Below are 15,123 nucleotides of genomic sequence, written 5' to 3' on the forward strand. Positions count from 1 at the left end.
CGTGGTTAAGGCTGCCTTAACCGGTTCCGGAGCGCATTGACCCCTGCAGGTCATCAGCTTAAATCGCGCGCATGGCCATCAGAGAGATCATCATCCTGCCGGACAAGCAGTTGCGGCTGGTGTCAAAGCCTGTCGAGAAGGTGACGCCGGAGATCCGCAAGCTCGCCGACGACATGTTCGAGACCATGTATGACGCCCCCGGCATCGGGCTGGCGGCGATCCAGATCGCGCAGCCCCTGCGCCTGATCACGATGGATCTCGCCAAGCGCGACGAGAACGGCGAGACCACGCCGCAGCCGCGCGTGTTCATCAATCCCGAGGTTCTCTCTCATTCGGAAGAGCTCTCCGTTTACGAGGAGGGCTGCCTCTCGATTCCCGAGTATTATGAGGAGGTCGAGCGTCCGGCGCGGGTGCGCGTGCGCTATCTCGACCTCGATGGCAAGATGCATGAGGAGGACGCGGAGGGGCTTTACGCGACCTGCATCCAGCATGAAATCGACCACCTCAACGGCGTGCTCTTCGTTGACTATCTGTCAAAGCTGAAGCGCGACCGGGTACTCAAGAAGTTCACCAAGGCCGCCAAGCGCGCGGAAGAGTAAGCCGCGCCGCGCTTCCCGCGCGCGAGAGAAATTCTGCCGAGACAATCGCATGCCTCTCCGCCTGATCTTCATGGGCACGCCCGATTTCGCGGTGCCGACCCTGCTGGAACTCGCAGCCCACGGCCATGAGGTCGCCGCCGTCTACACCCGCGCGCCGAAGCCGGGCGGGCGCCGCGGCCTGCAGTTGCAGCCGACGCCGGTGGAGAACGAGGCGCGGCGGCTCGGCATTCCCGTGCTGACGCCGAAGACCCTGAAGACGCCGGAGGCACAGGAAGAATTCCGCGCCCTCGATGCGGATGCGGCGGTCGTCGTCGCCTATGGCATGATCCTGCCGCAGGCCATTCTCGATGCGCCCAGGTACGGTTGCTTCAACCTGCACGCCTCGTTGCTGCCGCGCTGGCGCGGCGCCGCGCCGATCAACCGCGCCATCATGGCAGGCGATGCCGAGAGCGGCGTGATGGTGATGAAGATGGATGTCGGGCTGGACACCGGCGACGTCGCGATGGCCGAGCGGCTTCCGATCTCCGACAGCATGACGGCGTCCGACCTGCATGACGCGCTGGCGCCGCTCGGTGCGGATCTGATGGTGCGCGCGATGGGCGGGCTGGAACGCGGCGGCCTGCAGCTCAAGAAGCAGAGCGAGGACGGCGTCACCTACGCCGCCAAGATCGAGAAGGCCGAGGCGCGGATTGATTGGGGCAAGCCTGCGCATGCGGTGCTGCGGCACATTCACGGCCTGTCGCCGTTTCCAGGCGCCTGGTGCGAGCTGCCGGGCGAAGGTGAGCCGGCGCGCCTGAAGATTCTGCGCTGCGAGCTGGCTCGGGGAACGGGAGCACCGGGCGACGTGCTCGACGGCAATCTTGCGATTGCCTGCGGCGACGGCGCAATCCGCATTCTCGAACTGCAGCGCGCCGGCAAGGCGCCGATGAAGGCATCCGACTTCCTCCGCGGCGCGCCGCTGACGCCGCCCGTCCGGCTTGGCTGATGCCCCGCTACAAGCTCACCATCGAATATGACGGCACGCCGTTCTCGGGCTGGCAGATCCAGGACACGGCGCCGACCGTGCAGGGCGCGCTGGAAGCTGCGGTGAAGGCGATCTGCGGCGAGGATGTCCGCGTCCATGGCGCGGGACGTACCGACGCGGGCGTGCATGCGCGCGGCCAGGTTGCGCATTGTGACATCGCAAAGACGTTTCCGCGAGGACGCCTGCGTGATGGGCTGAACGCGCATCTGCGCCCGCATCCCATTGCCGTGCACGCGGCCGATATCGTGGCCGATGATTTCGAGGCACGGTTCTCGGCGATCAAGCGGCACTATCTCTATCGCATCGTCAACACCCGCGCGAACCTCGCGCTCGATATCGGACGCGTCTGGCGCGTGCCGCGTGCGCTCGATGCTGATGCGATGCACGCCGCCGCGCAGCGGCTGCTCGGCAAGCATGATTTCACCACCTTCCGCGACACCGAGTGCCAGGCCAAATCGCCGGAGAAGACGCTCGACCAGCTCGATGTCACGCGCGACGGCGACGCCGTGAACATCGTCACCTCGGCGCGCTCGTTCCTGCACAGCCAGGTGCGTTCGATGGTGGGATCGCTGGTGTGGGTCGGCGAGGGACGCTGGAGCGCCGATGATCTTGCCGCTGCACTCGCCGCCCGCAACCGCGCCGCCTGCGGCCCGGTCGCGCCGCCGGACGGGCTCTATCTGATGCGGGTGGATTACTAGACTAGAGGCCCCAACCCCTACTGTGCATGGGGTTGTTTTCGAGTTTTGTCGAGCCGGGCGGCCGAATTACGCAAAATATCTGTCCAGCACGCCGCGATAGACCCGCGTCAGCTTCTCGAGATCGGATACCGGGGTGCGCTCGTCGATCTGGTGCATGGTCTGGCCGACCAGGCCGAATTCGATCACCGGGCAGTAGCTCGAGATGAAGCGCGCGTCCGAGGTGCCGCCCGAGGTGGAGAGCTCCGGCTTGCGGCCGGTGACCTCCTCGATCGCCGCGACGGCAAGGTCGGTGAACGGTCCGGGCTTGGTGACGAACACGTTGGAGTTCGACGGCAGCCAGTCGATATGGGCGCGGACGCGGTTCCCGCAGGCTTTTTCGAGCCGCGCGTCGACCAGCTCGCGCAAGCTCTGCTGCGTGTGGTTGTCGTTGTAGCGGATGTTGAATTTCGCGCGCGCCTGGCCCGGGATCACGTTGCCGGCAGCATTGCCGACGTCGACCGAGGTGAACTCGAGGTTCGATGCCTGGAATTGCGCGCTGCCGTGATCGAGCGGCTCGTCGCTCAGGGCCACGATCAGCCGCGAAATGTCCGGAACCGGATTGGAGGCGCGGTGCGGATAGGCGACATGGCCCTGCACGCCGTCGACGACGAGCGTGCCGGATTGCGAGCCGCGCCGGCCGATCTTGATCATGTCGCCGAGCACCTCGACGTTCGAAGGCTCGCCGAGCACGCAATGGTCGAATTTTTCACCGCGCTCGGTGCACCATTTCAAGAGCTTGATGGTGCCGTTGATCGAGACGTCTTCCTCGTCGCCGGTGATCAGAAAGGAGATCGATCCCTTGCCGTTGTCTTGCGGCCTGCCGCCATGGTCCTTCAGATATTGCAGCACCGCAGCGACGCTGCAGGCGATGCCGCCCTTCATGTCGACCGCGCCTCGGCCATAGAGATAGCCGTCCTTCACCTCGCCCGAGAAGGCGCCGATTGTCCAGGCGGCCTCGTCGCCGGGTGGCACGACGTCGGTATGGCCGGCAAAGGTGATGTGCGGCGCCTGGCTGCCGATCCGGGCATAGAGATTGTCGATGTCGGCCGTGCCGGGCTCGGAGAAGGTCACGCGATGCACGTCGAAGCCGGCACCCTTCAGCAGATGCTCGAGAACGCCGAGCGCGCCGGCATCCGCGGGCGTTACCGACGGGCAGCGGACCAGATCGCGGGTGATCGAAACGGCATCAGTCATGCCGTCCGCTTATCACGTCACACCGCAGGTGGGCCAGCCTTGTGCGGCACGATTTCGATCTCGCTTTGCTGATCCCAGCCCTGCGCAGAACGCGGCGCGTTGTCGCGGTTGCCGCGCGGTCGCATTTGATGCTTGCCGAGCGGGTTGGGCCCGAACAGGTTGCTCGCGCGGCTGCCCTTGAGAAAGCCCAGCTCGATGAAGGCCCAGGTCGGCAGCACCACCGCGGCAAGCGCGCAGGGCAGCAGCGCATAGGAATCGGGAAGCCGGTCCTGGAAATGGCTGTAGAGGCTCGGATAGAGAAAGAACGGCACCATCCACCATCCGCTCTTGTCGCGATCGTGCAGCCGTTTGATCGAGGTGGCGAGGAATATCCAGATCAGCATCGGCGTTGCGATGATCTGGACAAAGATCGGGATGATGTCCGCCCGCGTCGGCATGCGGAACGTCGCAGGATCGAACAGATCGAAAATCGCGCCGGTGCCGAAATGGATCGTGGCGGGAGCCGGCAGGTTGCCATTTGCCACCAGCAGCAAGCTGAAATAGGCGATCCATCCCGTCAGCAGCATCCAGCCGAACAGAACCAGCGCCGAGAGCCAGTATTTGGCGCGGTTGATGCGGCCCTTGAAGCCGAACAGGTACCACGTCCAGTCCATGCACGACCTCCGGGAGACCCGTGCCACCCGGAATTTGGTCGTTTTGGAGCGGTTGCGGGTTCGATCAGTCCCGCAGCAGCTCGTTGATGCTGGTCTTGGCGCGGGTGCGCTCGTCGACGCGCTTGACGATCACGGCGCAGGCGACAGCCGGGCCGGGCTGTCCATTCTTCAACGGCTTGGCCGGCATCGTGCCAGGCACCACCACGGCATATTCGGGCACTTCCCCGACGAAGATCTCGCCGGTCTCGCGGTCGACGATCTTGGTGGAAGCGCCCAGGAACACGCCCATTGCCAGTACCGCGCCCTTGCGCACGATCACGCCCTCGGCGACCTCGCTGCGGGCGCCGATGAAGCAGTCGTCCTCGACGATCACGGGCTCGGCCTGCAGCGGCTCGAGCACGCCGCCGATGCCGACGCCGCCGGAGATGTGCACGCGCTTGCCGATCTGGGCGCAGGAGCCGACCGTCGACCAGGTGTCGATCATGGTCGCTTCATCGACATAGGCGCCGAGATTGACGAAGGAAGGCATCAGCACGACGTTGCGGGCGATGAAGGCCGAGCGGCGGACGATCGCACCCGGCACCGCGCGGAAGCCGGCATCGCGAAAGCGGTTCTCGCCCCAGCCGTCGAACTTGGAGGGCACCTTGTCCCACCAGGAGGCCTTGCCGGGGCCGCCCGGGATCTGGCTCATGTCGTTGAGGCGGAACGAGAGCAGCACCGCCTTCTTCAGCCACTGATTGACCTTCCACTTGCCGCCGGCCCCGCGCTCGGCAACGCGGGCCTCGCCCTTGTCGAGCAGTTCGAGCGCGTGATCGACCGCCTCGCGGACCTCGCCCTTGGTCGTGGTCGAGATGCCCTCGCGGGCGTCGAACGCGGCATTGACGGTGGATTCGAGGGTGGACAGCGACATCGGGATATCCTTGGGCGTATCGGGATTATGACGGGAATTGAGCGGCTTTTTCGGAATTTGGGGCTGCGGAGTCAAGGCAAAGTCCGCCGTGTAGCCCGGATGAAGCGAAGCGTAATCCGGGGCCTTAACCGGCGAGAGACCCCGGATTTCGCTTCGCTGCATCCCGGGTTACGATTTCCCGCTCAACCCCTGCAAGAACCCGGTCAGATCGTCCGTCACATGGTCGACATGCTCGGCGTCGCGGCCTTCCAGCTCCCAGGTCTCGCGCACCACCTCGCGGCTGCCGTCGGGCACGACCAGCACGGTGGTCATGCCAAGCTGATGCGGCACGACCAGATTGCGCGCGAGGTCCTCGAACATCGCCGATCGCGTCGGGTCGACGTCGTGCAGTCTCAGGAACTTCTGGTAGGTCTGCGGGGCCGGCTTCGGCTCCAGATCGGCGGCGATGATGTCGAACACGCCGTCGAAATGGTCGCTGATGCCGAGCCGGCCGAGCACCGCATCGACATGGTCGACCGAGCCGTTGGTCAGGATCAGCTTGCGTCCCGGCAGTTTGGCGATCGCAGCGCCCATCGCCGGATTTGGCTGCAGCGGCGAATGGTCGATCTTGTGCACATAGGCGAGATAGTCGTCGGCGCGCACGCCATGCTCGGTCATCATGCCGCGCATCGTGGTGCCGTAGCGCAGATAGTAGTCCTTCTGGATCCGCCGCGCCTCCTCCGGCGTCACCTTCAGCCAGCTGCCGACGAACTCGCCGATCCGTGCATCGACCTGCTGCCACAGATTGACGTGATGCGGGTACAGCGTGTTGTCGAGGTCGAACACCCAGGTATCGACGTGGTCGAAGCTGCGGGGAGTTTTCATAGGATTTTCAACGCGTCGTTCCGACGAAAGCCGCGATCCATACGCCGCGGCGGTCGTTGGCGAGGGAGGCGCGCGTTGCCTTTCTTTTCGTGGTAATCGGCGGTGAACAATACGCCGTCCGGTGGTTATGGGTCCCGGCCTTCGCCTGGGACGACGAAATAGAAGTCACGGCATCGCAAAGCGCAGCGTCTTGCCGCCGCTCGTCATGTCGACCGGGACGAAGCCGGTCGCGGCGAGGCCGCGGCTGGTGCAGTCGCCCTGCTCGTTGACCTCGAATTTGCTCTCGCGCGTGCACAGCTCCTTCGTGCCGCCCCAGCTCAGCGGCTTGTCCTTGATGCGGATGGTGCGGTTGTCGCCGTCGACGGCTTCGGCAAAGGAATAGATCTGCTTCGGCGTTCCCGTCACGTCAGGATGCAGGCACTTGCCCGGATCGATGCGGTACCAGCCGCGGCTGGTGACGACCTTGCCATCGTCCGTCGCGACCGCGGCCATCACCTTGTGCGGCGTGTCGTTGCACCAGGTCAACCCCGAGGATGACGGCTTCTGCACGGCATCGATCATGGTGGCGAAGAAGTTCGGCGACTGTACGATGTCGCTCGCGAGCCCGCGGCTCTTGAGAAACGCCGACAGCGCGCTCTGCGTCTTCGGACCGTCGACGCCGTCGATCGGCGCCGCGTCATAGCCTGCGATCACCAGCAGGCGCTGGATTGCGGCGAGCCGCGCCTGCTCGTCGTCATATTCAGAATCCTCGGCGAGGTAGGCGACGAGGTTGCCGTCGTCGCCCTGCGTCGGCGTGATCTGGGTGAATTGTGCGGGCGTCTGGCCGGCGCGGCACTGCCGCGCAGCCGCGATCACGAAATTGTCCTGTGCGACGCAGAGCGTATCGGTGCCGTTCTGCGGCAGCGGCGTGGCGCCGTAGACGCCCAGCGCGCGCGCATTCAGGAGCAAGCGGTCGGCGGTCAGCGCGCCCTGTACCACGACCCGGCAGGTGGCTGGATCGATCCGGAACCAGCCCCGCGTTGCGGTGGCCGCCTTGTCGTCTATGCCGATCGCGGCCTCGACCACATAGCTCATCCGGTTGCAGAGTTTCAGGTCGGCGTGTGCCGGCACCGACGAGACCAGGAACGAGATGACTGCCGCCGGCACCGACATTGCGAGCCGTGCAAGCGGCGACCAGCGGGGCGTCGTGGTGCGTCCCGCGATCACGGCCTCCATTCGCGCTGCCGCATTTCGCATTACTTATGGATCAGCGTGCCGGTGCCCTGGTTGGTGAAGAGCTCGAGCAGCACCGCGTGCTGCATCTTGCCGTCGATGATCACGACGCCCTGCACGCCCTGTTCGAGCGCGTAGATGCAGGTCTCGACCTTCGGGATCATGCCGCCGGAAATGGTGCCATCGGCGATCAGCCTGCGCGCGTCCTTGATCGACAGGTCGGGGATCAGCGTCTTGGACTTGTCGAGCACGCCGGGCACGTCGGTCAGCAGCAACAGGCGCTTGGCCTTCAGTGCACCTGCGATCGCGCCGGCAAAGGTGTCGGCGTTGACGTTCAGGGTCTGGCCGTCCTTCGAGGTCGCGAGCGGCGCCAGCACGGGGATCAGCTCATAGCCGATCAGCTGGTTCAGCAGGGTGAGGTCGACCTTCTCGGGGTCGCCGACGAAGCCGAGATCGACGGCCTTCTCGATATGGGAATCCGGATCGATCATGGTGCGCGTCGTCTTCGACGCCTTCACCATGTTGCCGTCCTTTCCGGAGAGGCCCACGGCCTTGCCGCCGGCCTCGTTGATGTAGCCGACGATCTGCTTGTTGACCGAGCCCGCCAGCACCATCTCGACGATCTCGATGGTCGCGGCGTCGGTGATGCGCAGGCCCGCCGCGAATTCCGACTGGATGCCGAGGCGCTTCAGCATTGTCGCGATCTGCGGCCCGCCGCCGTGCACGACGACCGGATTGATCGCGGTCTGCTCGAGCAGCACGATGTCGCGCGCGAAGGCTTTTGCGGTGTCCTCGGCGCCCATGGCATGGCCGCCATATTTGATGACGATGGTTTCCTCGTCATATTCCTGCATGTGCGGCAGCGCCTCGGACAGGATGCGGGCCTGATCGAGCGGGCTGATCTGCTGGTCGGTCATTGGGCGTGTCTCATCGTCAGCGGAGGGGCGGACGGGTTCTATCCGATTGCCGGGCGCGGCGCAAAGTGGGAGAGGTGTTCGTCGATATTCGCGGCCGGATGGAGCGAAGCGCAATCGGGGGCTGCACCCTGGCAAGATCCGCGGATTTCGCTGCGCTCCATCGGGGCTATGAATCAGTGCTGTGGCCACATCGCTGCGACGGCCAACACCACCCAGCTCAGGATCAACAGCGTTCCTCCCGTTGGAGCCGCCATCGCAAACAAGCCGTGACCGGCATATTGGCGTATCGTGAGATCGCCTGCGAACAATGACGCCGCGATGACGAAGCCGATCGCGGCAATGGTTCCGATCCTCGCGTGGATGATGGCGCGGTCTGTGACTGCAACGATCGCGAGCACGGCGGTGGCGTGAAACAGCAGCATCGAGGAGGCGGCGCCCAGCCGCGAGGCGTCGGCGAGGTGGGCTGCGGCAGCGGCCAGCATCACGCCGCAGGCGCCCATGATGGAGGCGAGGCCGATCAGGAGGCCTGGAAGCCTGGCCATCAGCGCCGCTCCGCGATCAGGCGTACCATCGCGGCGCGCAGCTCCGGCATGCCGTCACCGGTGCGCGACGACGTCACCAGCACCTCGGGAAATGCGGCGGGATGCCTGGCGAGCGCCTCTGACGTCTCGGCGATCACGGTCTTGAGCGCGCCGGCCTTGACCTGATCGGCCTTGGTCAGCACGACCTGATAGCTGACCGCGGATTTATCCAGCGTCTTCAGCACGTCGAGATCGACGTCCTTGATACCGTGGCGGGCGTCGATCAGCACATAGACCCGCGCCAGCGTGGCGCGCCCGAGCAAGAATTTGTGGATCAGCGTCGTCCACGATGCCACCTTGGCCTTTGGCGCCGAGGCGTAGCCGTAGCCGGGCATGTCGACGAGGCGGAAGCCCGCCTTCTCCGGCCCCTCGAAGAAGATCAGCTCCTGGGTGCGGCCGGGCGTGTGCGAGGTGCGTGCGAGGTTGCTGCGGCCGGTCAGCGCGTTGATCAGGCTCGACTTGCCGACATTGGAGCGGCCGGCAAAGGCGACCTCGAGACCGGCCATCGGCGGCAGGGTCTCGATCGAGGGCGAGGCCCAGATGAAACGCCAGTCGCCGGCAAACAGCTTTCGGCCTTGCTCGATCAGCTCCGCATCGGGGTCGGTGGTCATGTGCGGAGGCTCTTTGCGTCAGTGTCATTCCGGAGCGGCGCGAAGCGTCGAACCCGGAATCTCGAGATCCCGGGTCTGGTGCTGATGCACCATCCCGGAATGACGACCTGGCTACGTCGCCTTCCTGGCGAACGTCGCTTTTATGTTGTCGAACAATTCCACCTTCACGCCGTTGCGGCGCATGATGAAGCTCTGCTGCAGCACCGACAGCGTGTTGTTCCAGGCCCAGTAGATCACGAGGCCCGCCGGGAAGCCTGCCAGCATGAAGGTGAAGATCAGCGGCATCCAGGTGAAGATGATCTGCTGCGTCGGATCCGGCGGCGTCGGGTTCAGCTTCATCTGGAACCACATCGTGATGCCCATGATGATCGGCCAGATGCCGAGCGCCAGATAGTGGCCGAACACCGGAAGCTGGGTCGGATCGTAGTGCAACAGGCCGAACAGCGTGAACAGGTTGGTCGGATCGGGCGCCGAGAGGTCCTTGATCCAGCCGAAGAACGGCGCATGCCGCATTTCGATGGTGACGAACAGCACCTTGTAGAGCGAGAAGAACACCGGGATCTGCAGCGCGACGGGAAGACAACCGGCGATCGGGTTGATCTTCTCCTTCTTGTAGATCTCCATCATCTCCTGCTGCTGCTTCACCCGGTCGTCGGGATAGCGCTCCTTCAGCGCCTGCAGCTGCGGCTGCACCGACTTCATCTTGGCCATCGAGGCGTAGGACTTGTTGGCGAGCGGGAAGAACAGCAGCTTCACGATCACGGTCACGAGCAGGATCGAGACGCCGAAATTGCCGAACAGGCGGTAGAACCAGTCGAGCGCCAGGAACATCGGCTTGGTGATGAAGTAGAACCAGCCCCAGTCGATCAAGAGGTCGAAATGGTTGAGGCCGAGCTGCTTGGTGTAGCCGCCGAAGCCGACCAGCGGGAAGTTGATGCCGACCACGCTGGCTTCCTTGGCGCCGGCGAACAGCCGCGCGTTGGCGCTGATGGTGCCGCCGATCGGGAGCGTCTTCGGCTCCTCCAGATAGTCGGTTTGGTAGTTGTGGCTCGAGCCTTCCGCGCTCGACGAATAGCGCACATGCAGCTTGGCCGTGGTGTCCGGCAGCAGCGCCGACGCCCAGTATTTGTCGGTCATGCCCATCCAGCCATCGGTGACGTCGAACGTCTTATCCTTGGCTTCGTCGATCTTCTTGTAGGCATATTCCTGCAGGCCCTGCTCGCCGAGATAGCCGATCAGGCCTTCATGCAGGATGTAGTAGCCGGAGACTTGCGGCGTGCCGTGCCGCGAGATCAGCGCGTATGGATACAGGGTGACCGGCGAGGTGCTGAGATTACTGACCTCGTCCTTGATCGTGAACAGATAGCGCTCGTCGATAGAAATGGTGCGGCGGAAGGTGAGGCCCTCGCCATTGTCGTATTTCAGCGTCACCGGGGTGGTCGGCGTCAGGCTGCCGGAGCCCTCCTGCTGCCATTCGGTGTTCTGGTCGGGGATGCGCGTCTTGCTGCCGGATGCCGGCACCCAGCCGAACTCGGCGTAGTAGGGCGCTGCGGTCTGCGACGGCGAGAACAGCACGATTGGCGGCGAATTCGGATCGACCGTTTCGCGGAACTGGACCAGCGCGATGTCGTCGATGCGCGCGCCCTTCAGCGAAATGCTGCCGGTCACGCGCGGGGTGTCGATCTTGACGCGAGGGCCGGCGGCGAGCGCGGCCTCGCGGCTGATGACGGGAGCAGAAGTGGAAGTGGAAGTGGAAGTGGAAGTGGAAGGCTGGGCGGCGCCCGGCGTGGGGCTCGCGGACGGCGAGGGTGTCGCCGGTGTCGCGGAGGTCTGGCCCGGAGTGGCCTGCGCGGTCGGCTTCTGCAACTCGCTCTGCCGCTGCGCCTCGCGCTGCTTCTCCATCTGCGGCACGTTGTAGAAATATTGCCAGGCGATCAGCACGAGGCCGGACAGAATGACGGCAAGGATCGTGTTGCGGTTGTCGGACATCTCTTAAGGTCTCGTCATTCCGTTCGGATTACGCGCCTCGAGGGGCGCCTTGTTGCGCCCCTCCGGCGCAGGCCGGTCGAGGCGGCGCAGCGCCGACCGCAGGTCGTCAAGCATGGTCGCAAAGTCACGGGTCAGCGCGTCACGGCGGCCCACTAGCACATAATCATGGTGCGGTCGCATCGTAATGACGTCGACACGTTTCACCAGTTCGCGAAGGCGGCGGCGGATGCGGTTGCGCTCGGTCGCGGTGCCGTTTTTCTTGGTAACGGTGAAGCCGATGCGGATCGGGCCATCGTCGTCGCGGCGGCGTCCCTGCAGCACAAAGGCGGCGCTATTCGCCCGCGCACCATTGGCAACGGCGAGGAAGTCCGCCCGCTGCCTTAGCCGATCCATCAGGGAATCTCCTTAAGAGGAGACGTCCGGGCTCAGGCGCTGAGGCGCTTGCGGCCACGCGCACGACGCGCGGCGAGGACCTTGCGGCCACCGGCCGTGGCGAGACGGGCGCGGAAGCCGTGGCGGCGCTTGCGCACGAGTTTGCTGGGTTGATAAGTCCGCTTCACGGGTGATTCTCCGCTGACCGGGCAATTTGCCGTTGTATTGAGATGAAGTCCGGTGATGCTGGCTGCCCAAAACGGGCCGTTCACGGCCCAAATGAGCCGCCCCCGGGACAAGAACCGGGCCATCGCGGACAATTGGCGCGGCTTATAAGGGAGCGCCCTGTTTTCGTCAATGTCGCGGGGTGCCGCAACGAGGCTTCTTTGAAACGTCGTAATTGTGGCGAATATATCTGTTTTCGCGGGGTTTTTGACGATGAGGGAGGACCCCTGCCGATAGCCGGCGGGAACCCTCCGACATTAGCGATCCGTAATTTGACCGGCTTGGGGGCCGGGCCGCATCTTCCCGCCCCTGAAGCCAAACAAGGCCTTATCTTGTGGCTGTGACTGACGATCAGGCGACCGCGCTGAAGCTGCGGCCCAAGCCGTCCCTTCGGCTCGGGCTGTCGGGTAAGCTTTTGCTGCTGACCATCCCGCTGGTGATGATCGCCGGGCTCCTGATCTACGTGCCGGCGATCGCCAACTTCCGCATGAACCGGCTGAACGACAGGCTCGCCGCCGCCAACACGGCGGCGCTGGTGCTGGATGCCGCACCGTCGGGCATGGTGCCGGATTCGCTGGCGCGGCAGATCCTGACCAGCATCGGCGCCCGCGCCGTCGCCATCAAGCTCGGGCAGCAGCGCCGCCTGCTCGCCAGCGCCGACCTGCCGGCGTCGATCGACCATGACGTCGACATGCGGACCATGACGGTGTGGTCGGCCATCGTCGATGCCTTCGAGATCATGCTGGAGCATGGCGACCAGACCATCCGCGTGGTCGGCCCCGCGCCGGGCCAGGCCCAGTTCATCGAAGTCGTGATCGACGAAAAGCCGCTGCGGCAATCGATGTACCGCTTCTCGCGCAACGTGCTGGTGGTCGCGCTCCTGATCGCCTGCCTGACCGCCTGCCTGGTCTATCTCGCGCTGCATTATCTGTTCGTGCGCCCGATGCGGCGGCTGACCGCGAGCCTGATCGGCTTCCACGAAAATCCGGAAAGTTCCGCGCGAATCATCGTGCCCAGCCAGCGCGGCGACGAGATCGGCCTCGCCGAACGCGAGCTGTCGGACATGCAGCGCGATCTGGTCTCGATGCTGCATCAGAAGAGCCGGCTCGCCGCGCTGGGGCTTGCCGTCTCCAAGATCAATCATGATTTGCGCAATCTGCTGGCCTCCTCGCAGCTACTGTCGGACCAGCTTGCCAGCGTGCCTGATCCGCGGGTGCAGCGCTTTGCGCCGAAGCTGCTGCGGTCGCTCGAGCGGGCCATCGCCTTCTGCCAGTCGACGCTGTCCTACGGCCGTGCGCAGGAGGCGGCGCCCGACCGCCGAGTGATGCTGGTCGAGCCTGCGGTCGTCGAGGTGCGCGAATCAGCAGGGCTCGCCACCGACGCCAGCATCACCTGGATCAGTGCCATCGAGCGCGGACTCACCATCGATGCCGACCCGGATCAGCTGTTCCGTGTGCTGCTCAACCTCGTGCGCAACGCCGTGCAGGCGCTGGAGACGCATCCTGATGTCGCGACCATGCAGATCCGCATCACCGGCCGCCGCGAGGGTACGGTTGCGATCATCGAGGTCTCCGACACCGGCCCTGGCGTGCCGTCCAAGGCGCGCGAGCATTTGTTCGAGGCTTTCCAGACCTCCGGCCGCCCCGGCGGCAGCGGGCTTGGACTTGCCATCGCCGCCGAGCTGATCCGCGCCCACGGCGGCAATATCCACCTGGTCGAGGGTACCATCGGCGCCACATTCCGGATCTCGATCCCTGATCGCCCGGTGGAACTGCTGTCGATCCGCAATGAGCGGGCGCGGGCATAAGCCCGGTCGCGTCATTTTGGGCGGCACACCCGTTAACCCCGGAATCCCTGTTTTTGCTCGAGATTCCGCCTTCGCGCCCACCCTCGCTGCGGAATGACCGAAAATCGGCCGCTTCGGGCACAGTTTTCACTTTTCCCAGCCAAATCGCCGGTCAGAACCCGCATCCCGGACCTTGCCAACCTCACCCGGAGCCTGTAGCTAGAGCGCTCTTTCGCGACGTGCCCGGGCCTTCTCGGATGCAGTCCGGGCTTCGAGCCCTGCCGCGAAGATGCGCCCGTAGCTCAGCTGGATAGAGCATCAGACTACGAATCTGAGGGTCGGACGTTCGAATCGTTCCGGGCGCGCCATCTAACTTATTCATATGTCATTGATTTCCAGAGCGGCCCAATGTGCGGCCGGTCTAGGAGGCGGCACGTCCGTTCTGGGCTCGAAACTGCGCCGGCGTAACGCCCACAGCCTTCCGAAAGGCTCTGGTGAAGTTCGCTTGCGACGAGAAACCCGCGGCCAGTGCGATCTCGGCAATCTGATTGTCTTCGCTGAGCAGGCGCATTTTCGCGAGGGCGAGGCGTTGAAGGCTGACAAACTCGTGGGGCGGGGATCCGGTGGCGAGCCGGAAACTGCGAGCGAAGTGGGCGGCGCTCATGCAGGCGACCGACGCCATTTGGGTCACGGTGAGTTCGGCATCGAGGTTTTTGCGGACGAATTCCACCACTCGCGCCAGCCGACGCGCGTCCAGCGGCTTTTCCGTGCTTCGCGTTGCATGCCGGCGAATGTCGGCAGCCGAATATTTGTGGACGAGGTGTGCTGAAAGAGCGATTCCGAGCGCCTCCGTCAGAAGGCGTCCGGACGAGCTTTCGTGATTCAACTCGTGAAGGATCTGACCAGCGATCTGGTTGATGAATGCGTCCTGCGCGATGGCTTCGTAGCGCAACTCCACCCACTTGGGATCAATATCGAGGTCGCGCAGCATCGTCTCCTCGAACGGTTGGCCGGGGAGGAAGATGTGCAGAACGTCCTGAAGCGGCTCGGCAACGTTGATGAATTCTTCAGTGATGCCGGAAGGGCATAGCCATACGGTCCCAGGCTGGCCATGCGTCACCTGACGCATGCCGCTGCCGATACGGTCAACCAGACTATGCCCGTTCAGCAGGATGGCAACCTCGGTATCGCGCGGCGTTAGCGAAGGCAGCTCACCGGCCGCGTGGGTCCAGCGTTCGACCAGGAGGCTCGACCAGCGGCGTTCGCGCGAGGTCTGAAGCATTTTTCCGGTGACGTACTTGTCGACCGAGTGTCCGAGGACCTGGCCCATGACGCCCTCCTCTCGATTGCAAGAAAGCGACGGCTCACGCCTGAGACGCCAGTCAGGTCAAGCAACACCCATGCCAAGTATCAGGAGGGACGGGTGAACCGTCAAGCCTGCTGATGTTC

Annotated in this window: 16 protein-coding genes and 1 tRNA gene; 5 read left to right on the forward strand and 12 right to left on the reverse strand. The window is 64.6% G+C overall.

All coding sequences use genetic code 11. The annotated features are described in order from the left end of the window. The first annotated feature begins 71 nt into the window (after positions 1 to 71). Genes def through truA form a run of 3 tightly spaced genes read left to right on the forward strand, consistent with a single transcriptional unit; the run spans position 72 to position 2,321 of the window. On the forward strand, positions 72 to 599 hold the full coding sequence (gene def / locus JQ586_RS09100; protein ID WP_212394191.1) for a peptide deformylase: 528 nt from the start codon (positions 72 to 74) through the stop codon (positions 597 to 599). A 49-nt stretch (positions 600 to 648) separates the two neighbouring features. Further along, positions 649 to 1,584: a methionyl-tRNA formyltransferase gene (gene fmt / locus JQ586_RS09105; RefSeq protein WP_212394192.1), complete on the forward strand. Its 936-nt coding sequence runs from the start codon at positions 649 to 651 to the stop codon at positions 1,582 to 1,584. Beyond that, a complete protein-coding gene (truA, locus tag JQ586_RS09110) occupies positions 1,584 to 2,321 on the forward strand; it encodes a tRNA pseudouridine(38-40) synthase TruA (protein WP_212394193.1) in 738 nt (245 codons plus the stop codon). The genes fmt and truA overlap by 1 nt, the downstream gene beginning before the upstream one ends. A 66-nt stretch (positions 2,322 to 2,387) precedes the next feature. On the opposite strand, the gene dapE is transcribed toward truA, so the two are convergent. The 11 genes from dapE to rpmH all read right to left on the reverse strand — a co-directional run bounded on the left by dapE (position 2,388) and on the right by rpmH (position 11,851). Beyond that, on the reverse strand, positions 2,388 to 3,554 hold the full coding sequence (gene dapE, locus JQ586_RS09115) for a succinyl-diaminopimelate desuccinylase (protein WP_212394194.1): 1,167 nt from the start codon (positions 3,552 to 3,554) through the stop codon (positions 2,388 to 2,390). 17 nt (positions 3,555 to 3,571) lie between these two features. Beyond that, a complete protein-coding gene (locus JQ586_RS09120; RefSeq protein ID WP_212394195.1) occupies positions 3,572 to 4,207 on the reverse strand; it encodes a DUF805 domain-containing protein in 636 nt (211 codons plus the stop codon). Between the two features lie 64 nt (positions 4,208 to 4,271). Continuing rightward, positions 4,272 to 5,117, reverse strand: coding sequence for a 2,3,4,5-tetrahydropyridine-2,6-dicarboxylate N-succinyltransferase (gene dapD / locus JQ586_RS09125; RefSeq protein WP_212394196.1), 846 nt, complete (start codon positions 5,115 to 5,117; stop codon positions 4,272 to 4,274). A 168-nt stretch (positions 5,118 to 5,285) separates the two neighbouring features. Further along, positions 5,286 to 5,981: a pyrimidine 5'-nucleotidase gene (locus tag JQ586_RS09130; RefSeq protein WP_212394197.1), complete on the reverse strand. Its 696-nt coding sequence runs from the start codon at positions 5,979 to 5,981 to the stop codon at positions 5,286 to 5,288. Between the two features lie 165 nt (positions 5,982 to 6,146). Further along, positions 6,147 to 7,133, reverse strand: coding sequence for a DUF1036 domain-containing protein (locus JQ586_RS09135; protein ID WP_212394345.1), 987 nt, complete (start codon positions 7,131 to 7,133; stop codon positions 6,147 to 6,149). An 83-nt stretch (positions 7,134 to 7,216) separates the two neighbouring features. Next, entirely contained in the window at positions 7,217 to 8,110 is an 894-nt protein-coding gene (argB, locus tag JQ586_RS09140; RefSeq protein ID WP_212394198.1) for an acetylglutamate kinase, read from the reverse strand. Positions 8,111 to 8,283: 173 nt separating this feature from the next. After that, complete coding sequence (locus JQ586_RS09145) at positions 8,284 to 8,652, reverse strand: DUF423 domain-containing protein (protein WP_212394199.1); 369 nt, start codon at positions 8,650 to 8,652, stop codon at positions 8,284 to 8,286. Next, positions 8,652 to 9,302 carry a ribosome biogenesis GTP-binding protein YihA/YsxC gene (gene yihA, locus JQ586_RS09150; protein ID WP_212394200.1) on the reverse strand — a complete coding sequence of 217 codons (651 nt, stop codon included), beginning with the start codon at positions 9,300 to 9,302 and terminating at the stop codon, positions 8,652 to 8,654. The genes JQ586_RS09145 and yihA overlap by 1 nt, the downstream gene beginning before the upstream one ends. Positions 9,303 to 9,413: 111 nt before the next feature. Beyond that, positions 9,414 to 11,291, reverse strand: a complete 1,878-nt coding sequence (gene yidC, locus JQ586_RS09155) for a membrane protein insertase YidC (protein WP_212394201.1) — start codon at positions 11,289 to 11,291, stop codon at positions 9,414 to 9,416. A gap of 3 nt (positions 11,292 to 11,294) precedes the next feature. Next, positions 11,295 to 11,684 carry a ribonuclease P protein component gene (gene rnpA / locus JQ586_RS09160; RefSeq protein ID WP_212394202.1) on the reverse strand — a complete coding sequence of 130 codons (390 nt, stop codon included), beginning with the start codon at positions 11,682 to 11,684 and terminating at the stop codon, positions 11,295 to 11,297. 32 nt (positions 11,685 to 11,716) lie between these two features. Then, the gene (gene rpmH / locus JQ586_RS09165) at positions 11,717 to 11,851 is read right to left on the reverse strand and encodes a 50S ribosomal protein L34 (protein WP_008542748.1); all 135 of its coding nucleotides are present in this window, start codon (positions 11,849 to 11,851) and stop codon (positions 11,717 to 11,719) included. Between the two features lie 371 nt (positions 11,852 to 12,222). Between rpmH and JQ586_RS09170 the strand changes: the two genes are divergently transcribed. Both JQ586_RS09170 and JQ586_RS09175 read left to right on the forward strand, forming a co-directional pair. Continuing rightward, entirely contained in the window at positions 12,223 to 13,695 is a 1,473-nt protein-coding gene (locus tag JQ586_RS09170) for an ATP-binding protein (RefSeq protein WP_212394203.1), read from the forward strand. A gap of 270 nt (positions 13,696 to 13,965) precedes the next feature. Then, positions 13,966 to 14,042: transfer RNA gene (locus JQ586_RS09175), tRNA-Arg, on the forward strand. 53 nt (positions 14,043 to 14,095) lie between these two features. On the opposite strand, the gene JQ586_RS09180 is transcribed toward JQ586_RS09175, so the two are convergent. Further along, the gene (locus JQ586_RS09180) at positions 14,096 to 15,004 is read right to left on the reverse strand and encodes a helix-turn-helix domain-containing protein (RefSeq protein ID WP_249147432.1); all 909 of its coding nucleotides are present in this window, start codon (positions 15,002 to 15,004) and stop codon (positions 14,096 to 14,098) included. Positions 15,005 to 15,123: the final 119 nt, after the last annotated feature.

Source organism: Bradyrhizobium jicamae, from assembly GCF_018130215.1.
Lineage (GTDB): Bacteria > Pseudomonadota > Alphaproteobacteria > Rhizobiales > Xanthobacteraceae > Bradyrhizobium > Bradyrhizobium jicamae_A.

What these genes read in the sequence shown, in the direction of transcription:
- JQ586_RS09180 (WP_249147432.1), bottom strand. Translation starts at nt 15,004, where the DNA reads ATGGGCCAGGTCCTCGGACACTCGGTCGACAAGTACGTCACCGGAAAA.
- yihA (WP_212394200.1), bottom strand. Translation starts at nt 9,302, where the DNA reads ATGACCACCGACCCCGATGCGGAGCTGATCGAGCAAGGCCGAAAGCTG.
- truA (WP_212394193.1), top strand. Translation starts at nt 1,584, where the DNA reads ATGCCCCGCTACAAGCTCACCATCGAATATGACGGCACGCCGTTCTCG.
- JQ586_RS09130 (WP_212394197.1), bottom strand. Translation starts at nt 5,981, where the DNA reads ATGAAAACTCCCCGCAGCTTCGACCACGTCGATACCTGGGTGTTCGAC.
- yidC (WP_212394201.1), bottom strand. Translation starts at nt 11,291, where the DNA reads ATGTCCGACAACCGCAACACGATCCTTGCCGTCATTCTGTCCGGCCTC.
- rnpA (WP_212394202.1), bottom strand. Translation starts at nt 11,684, where the DNA reads ATGGATCGGCTAAGGCAGCGGGCGGACTTCCTCGCCGTTGCCAATGGT.
- JQ586_RS09120 (WP_212394195.1), bottom strand. Translation starts at nt 4,207, where the DNA reads ATGGACTGGACGTGGTACCTGTTCGGCTTCAAGGGCCGCATCAACCGC.
- JQ586_RS09135 (WP_212394345.1), bottom strand. Translation starts at nt 7,133, where the DNA reads ATGTCGGTGCCGGCGGCAGTCATCTCGTTCCTGGTCTCGTCGGTGCCG.
- fmt (WP_212394192.1), top strand. Translation starts at nt 649, where the DNA reads ATGCCTCTCCGCCTGATCTTCATGGGCACGCCCGATTTCGCGGTGCCG.
- def (WP_212394191.1), top strand. Translation starts at nt 72, where the DNA reads ATGGCCATCAGAGAGATCATCATCCTGCCGGACAAGCAGTTGCGGCTG.
- dapE (WP_212394194.1), bottom strand. Translation starts at nt 3,554, where the DNA reads ATGACTGATGCCGTTTCGATCACCCGCGATCTGGTCCGCTGCCCGTCG.
- JQ586_RS09145 (WP_212394199.1), bottom strand. Translation starts at nt 8,652, where the DNA reads ATGGCCAGGCTTCCAGGCCTCCTGATCGGCCTCGCCTCCATCATGGGC.
- dapD (WP_212394196.1), bottom strand. Translation starts at nt 5,117, where the DNA reads ATGTCGCTGTCCACCCTCGAATCCACCGTCAATGCCGCGTTCGACGCC.
- argB (WP_212394198.1), bottom strand. Translation starts at nt 8,110, where the DNA reads ATGACCGACCAGCAGATCAGCCCGCTCGATCAGGCCCGCATCCTGTCC.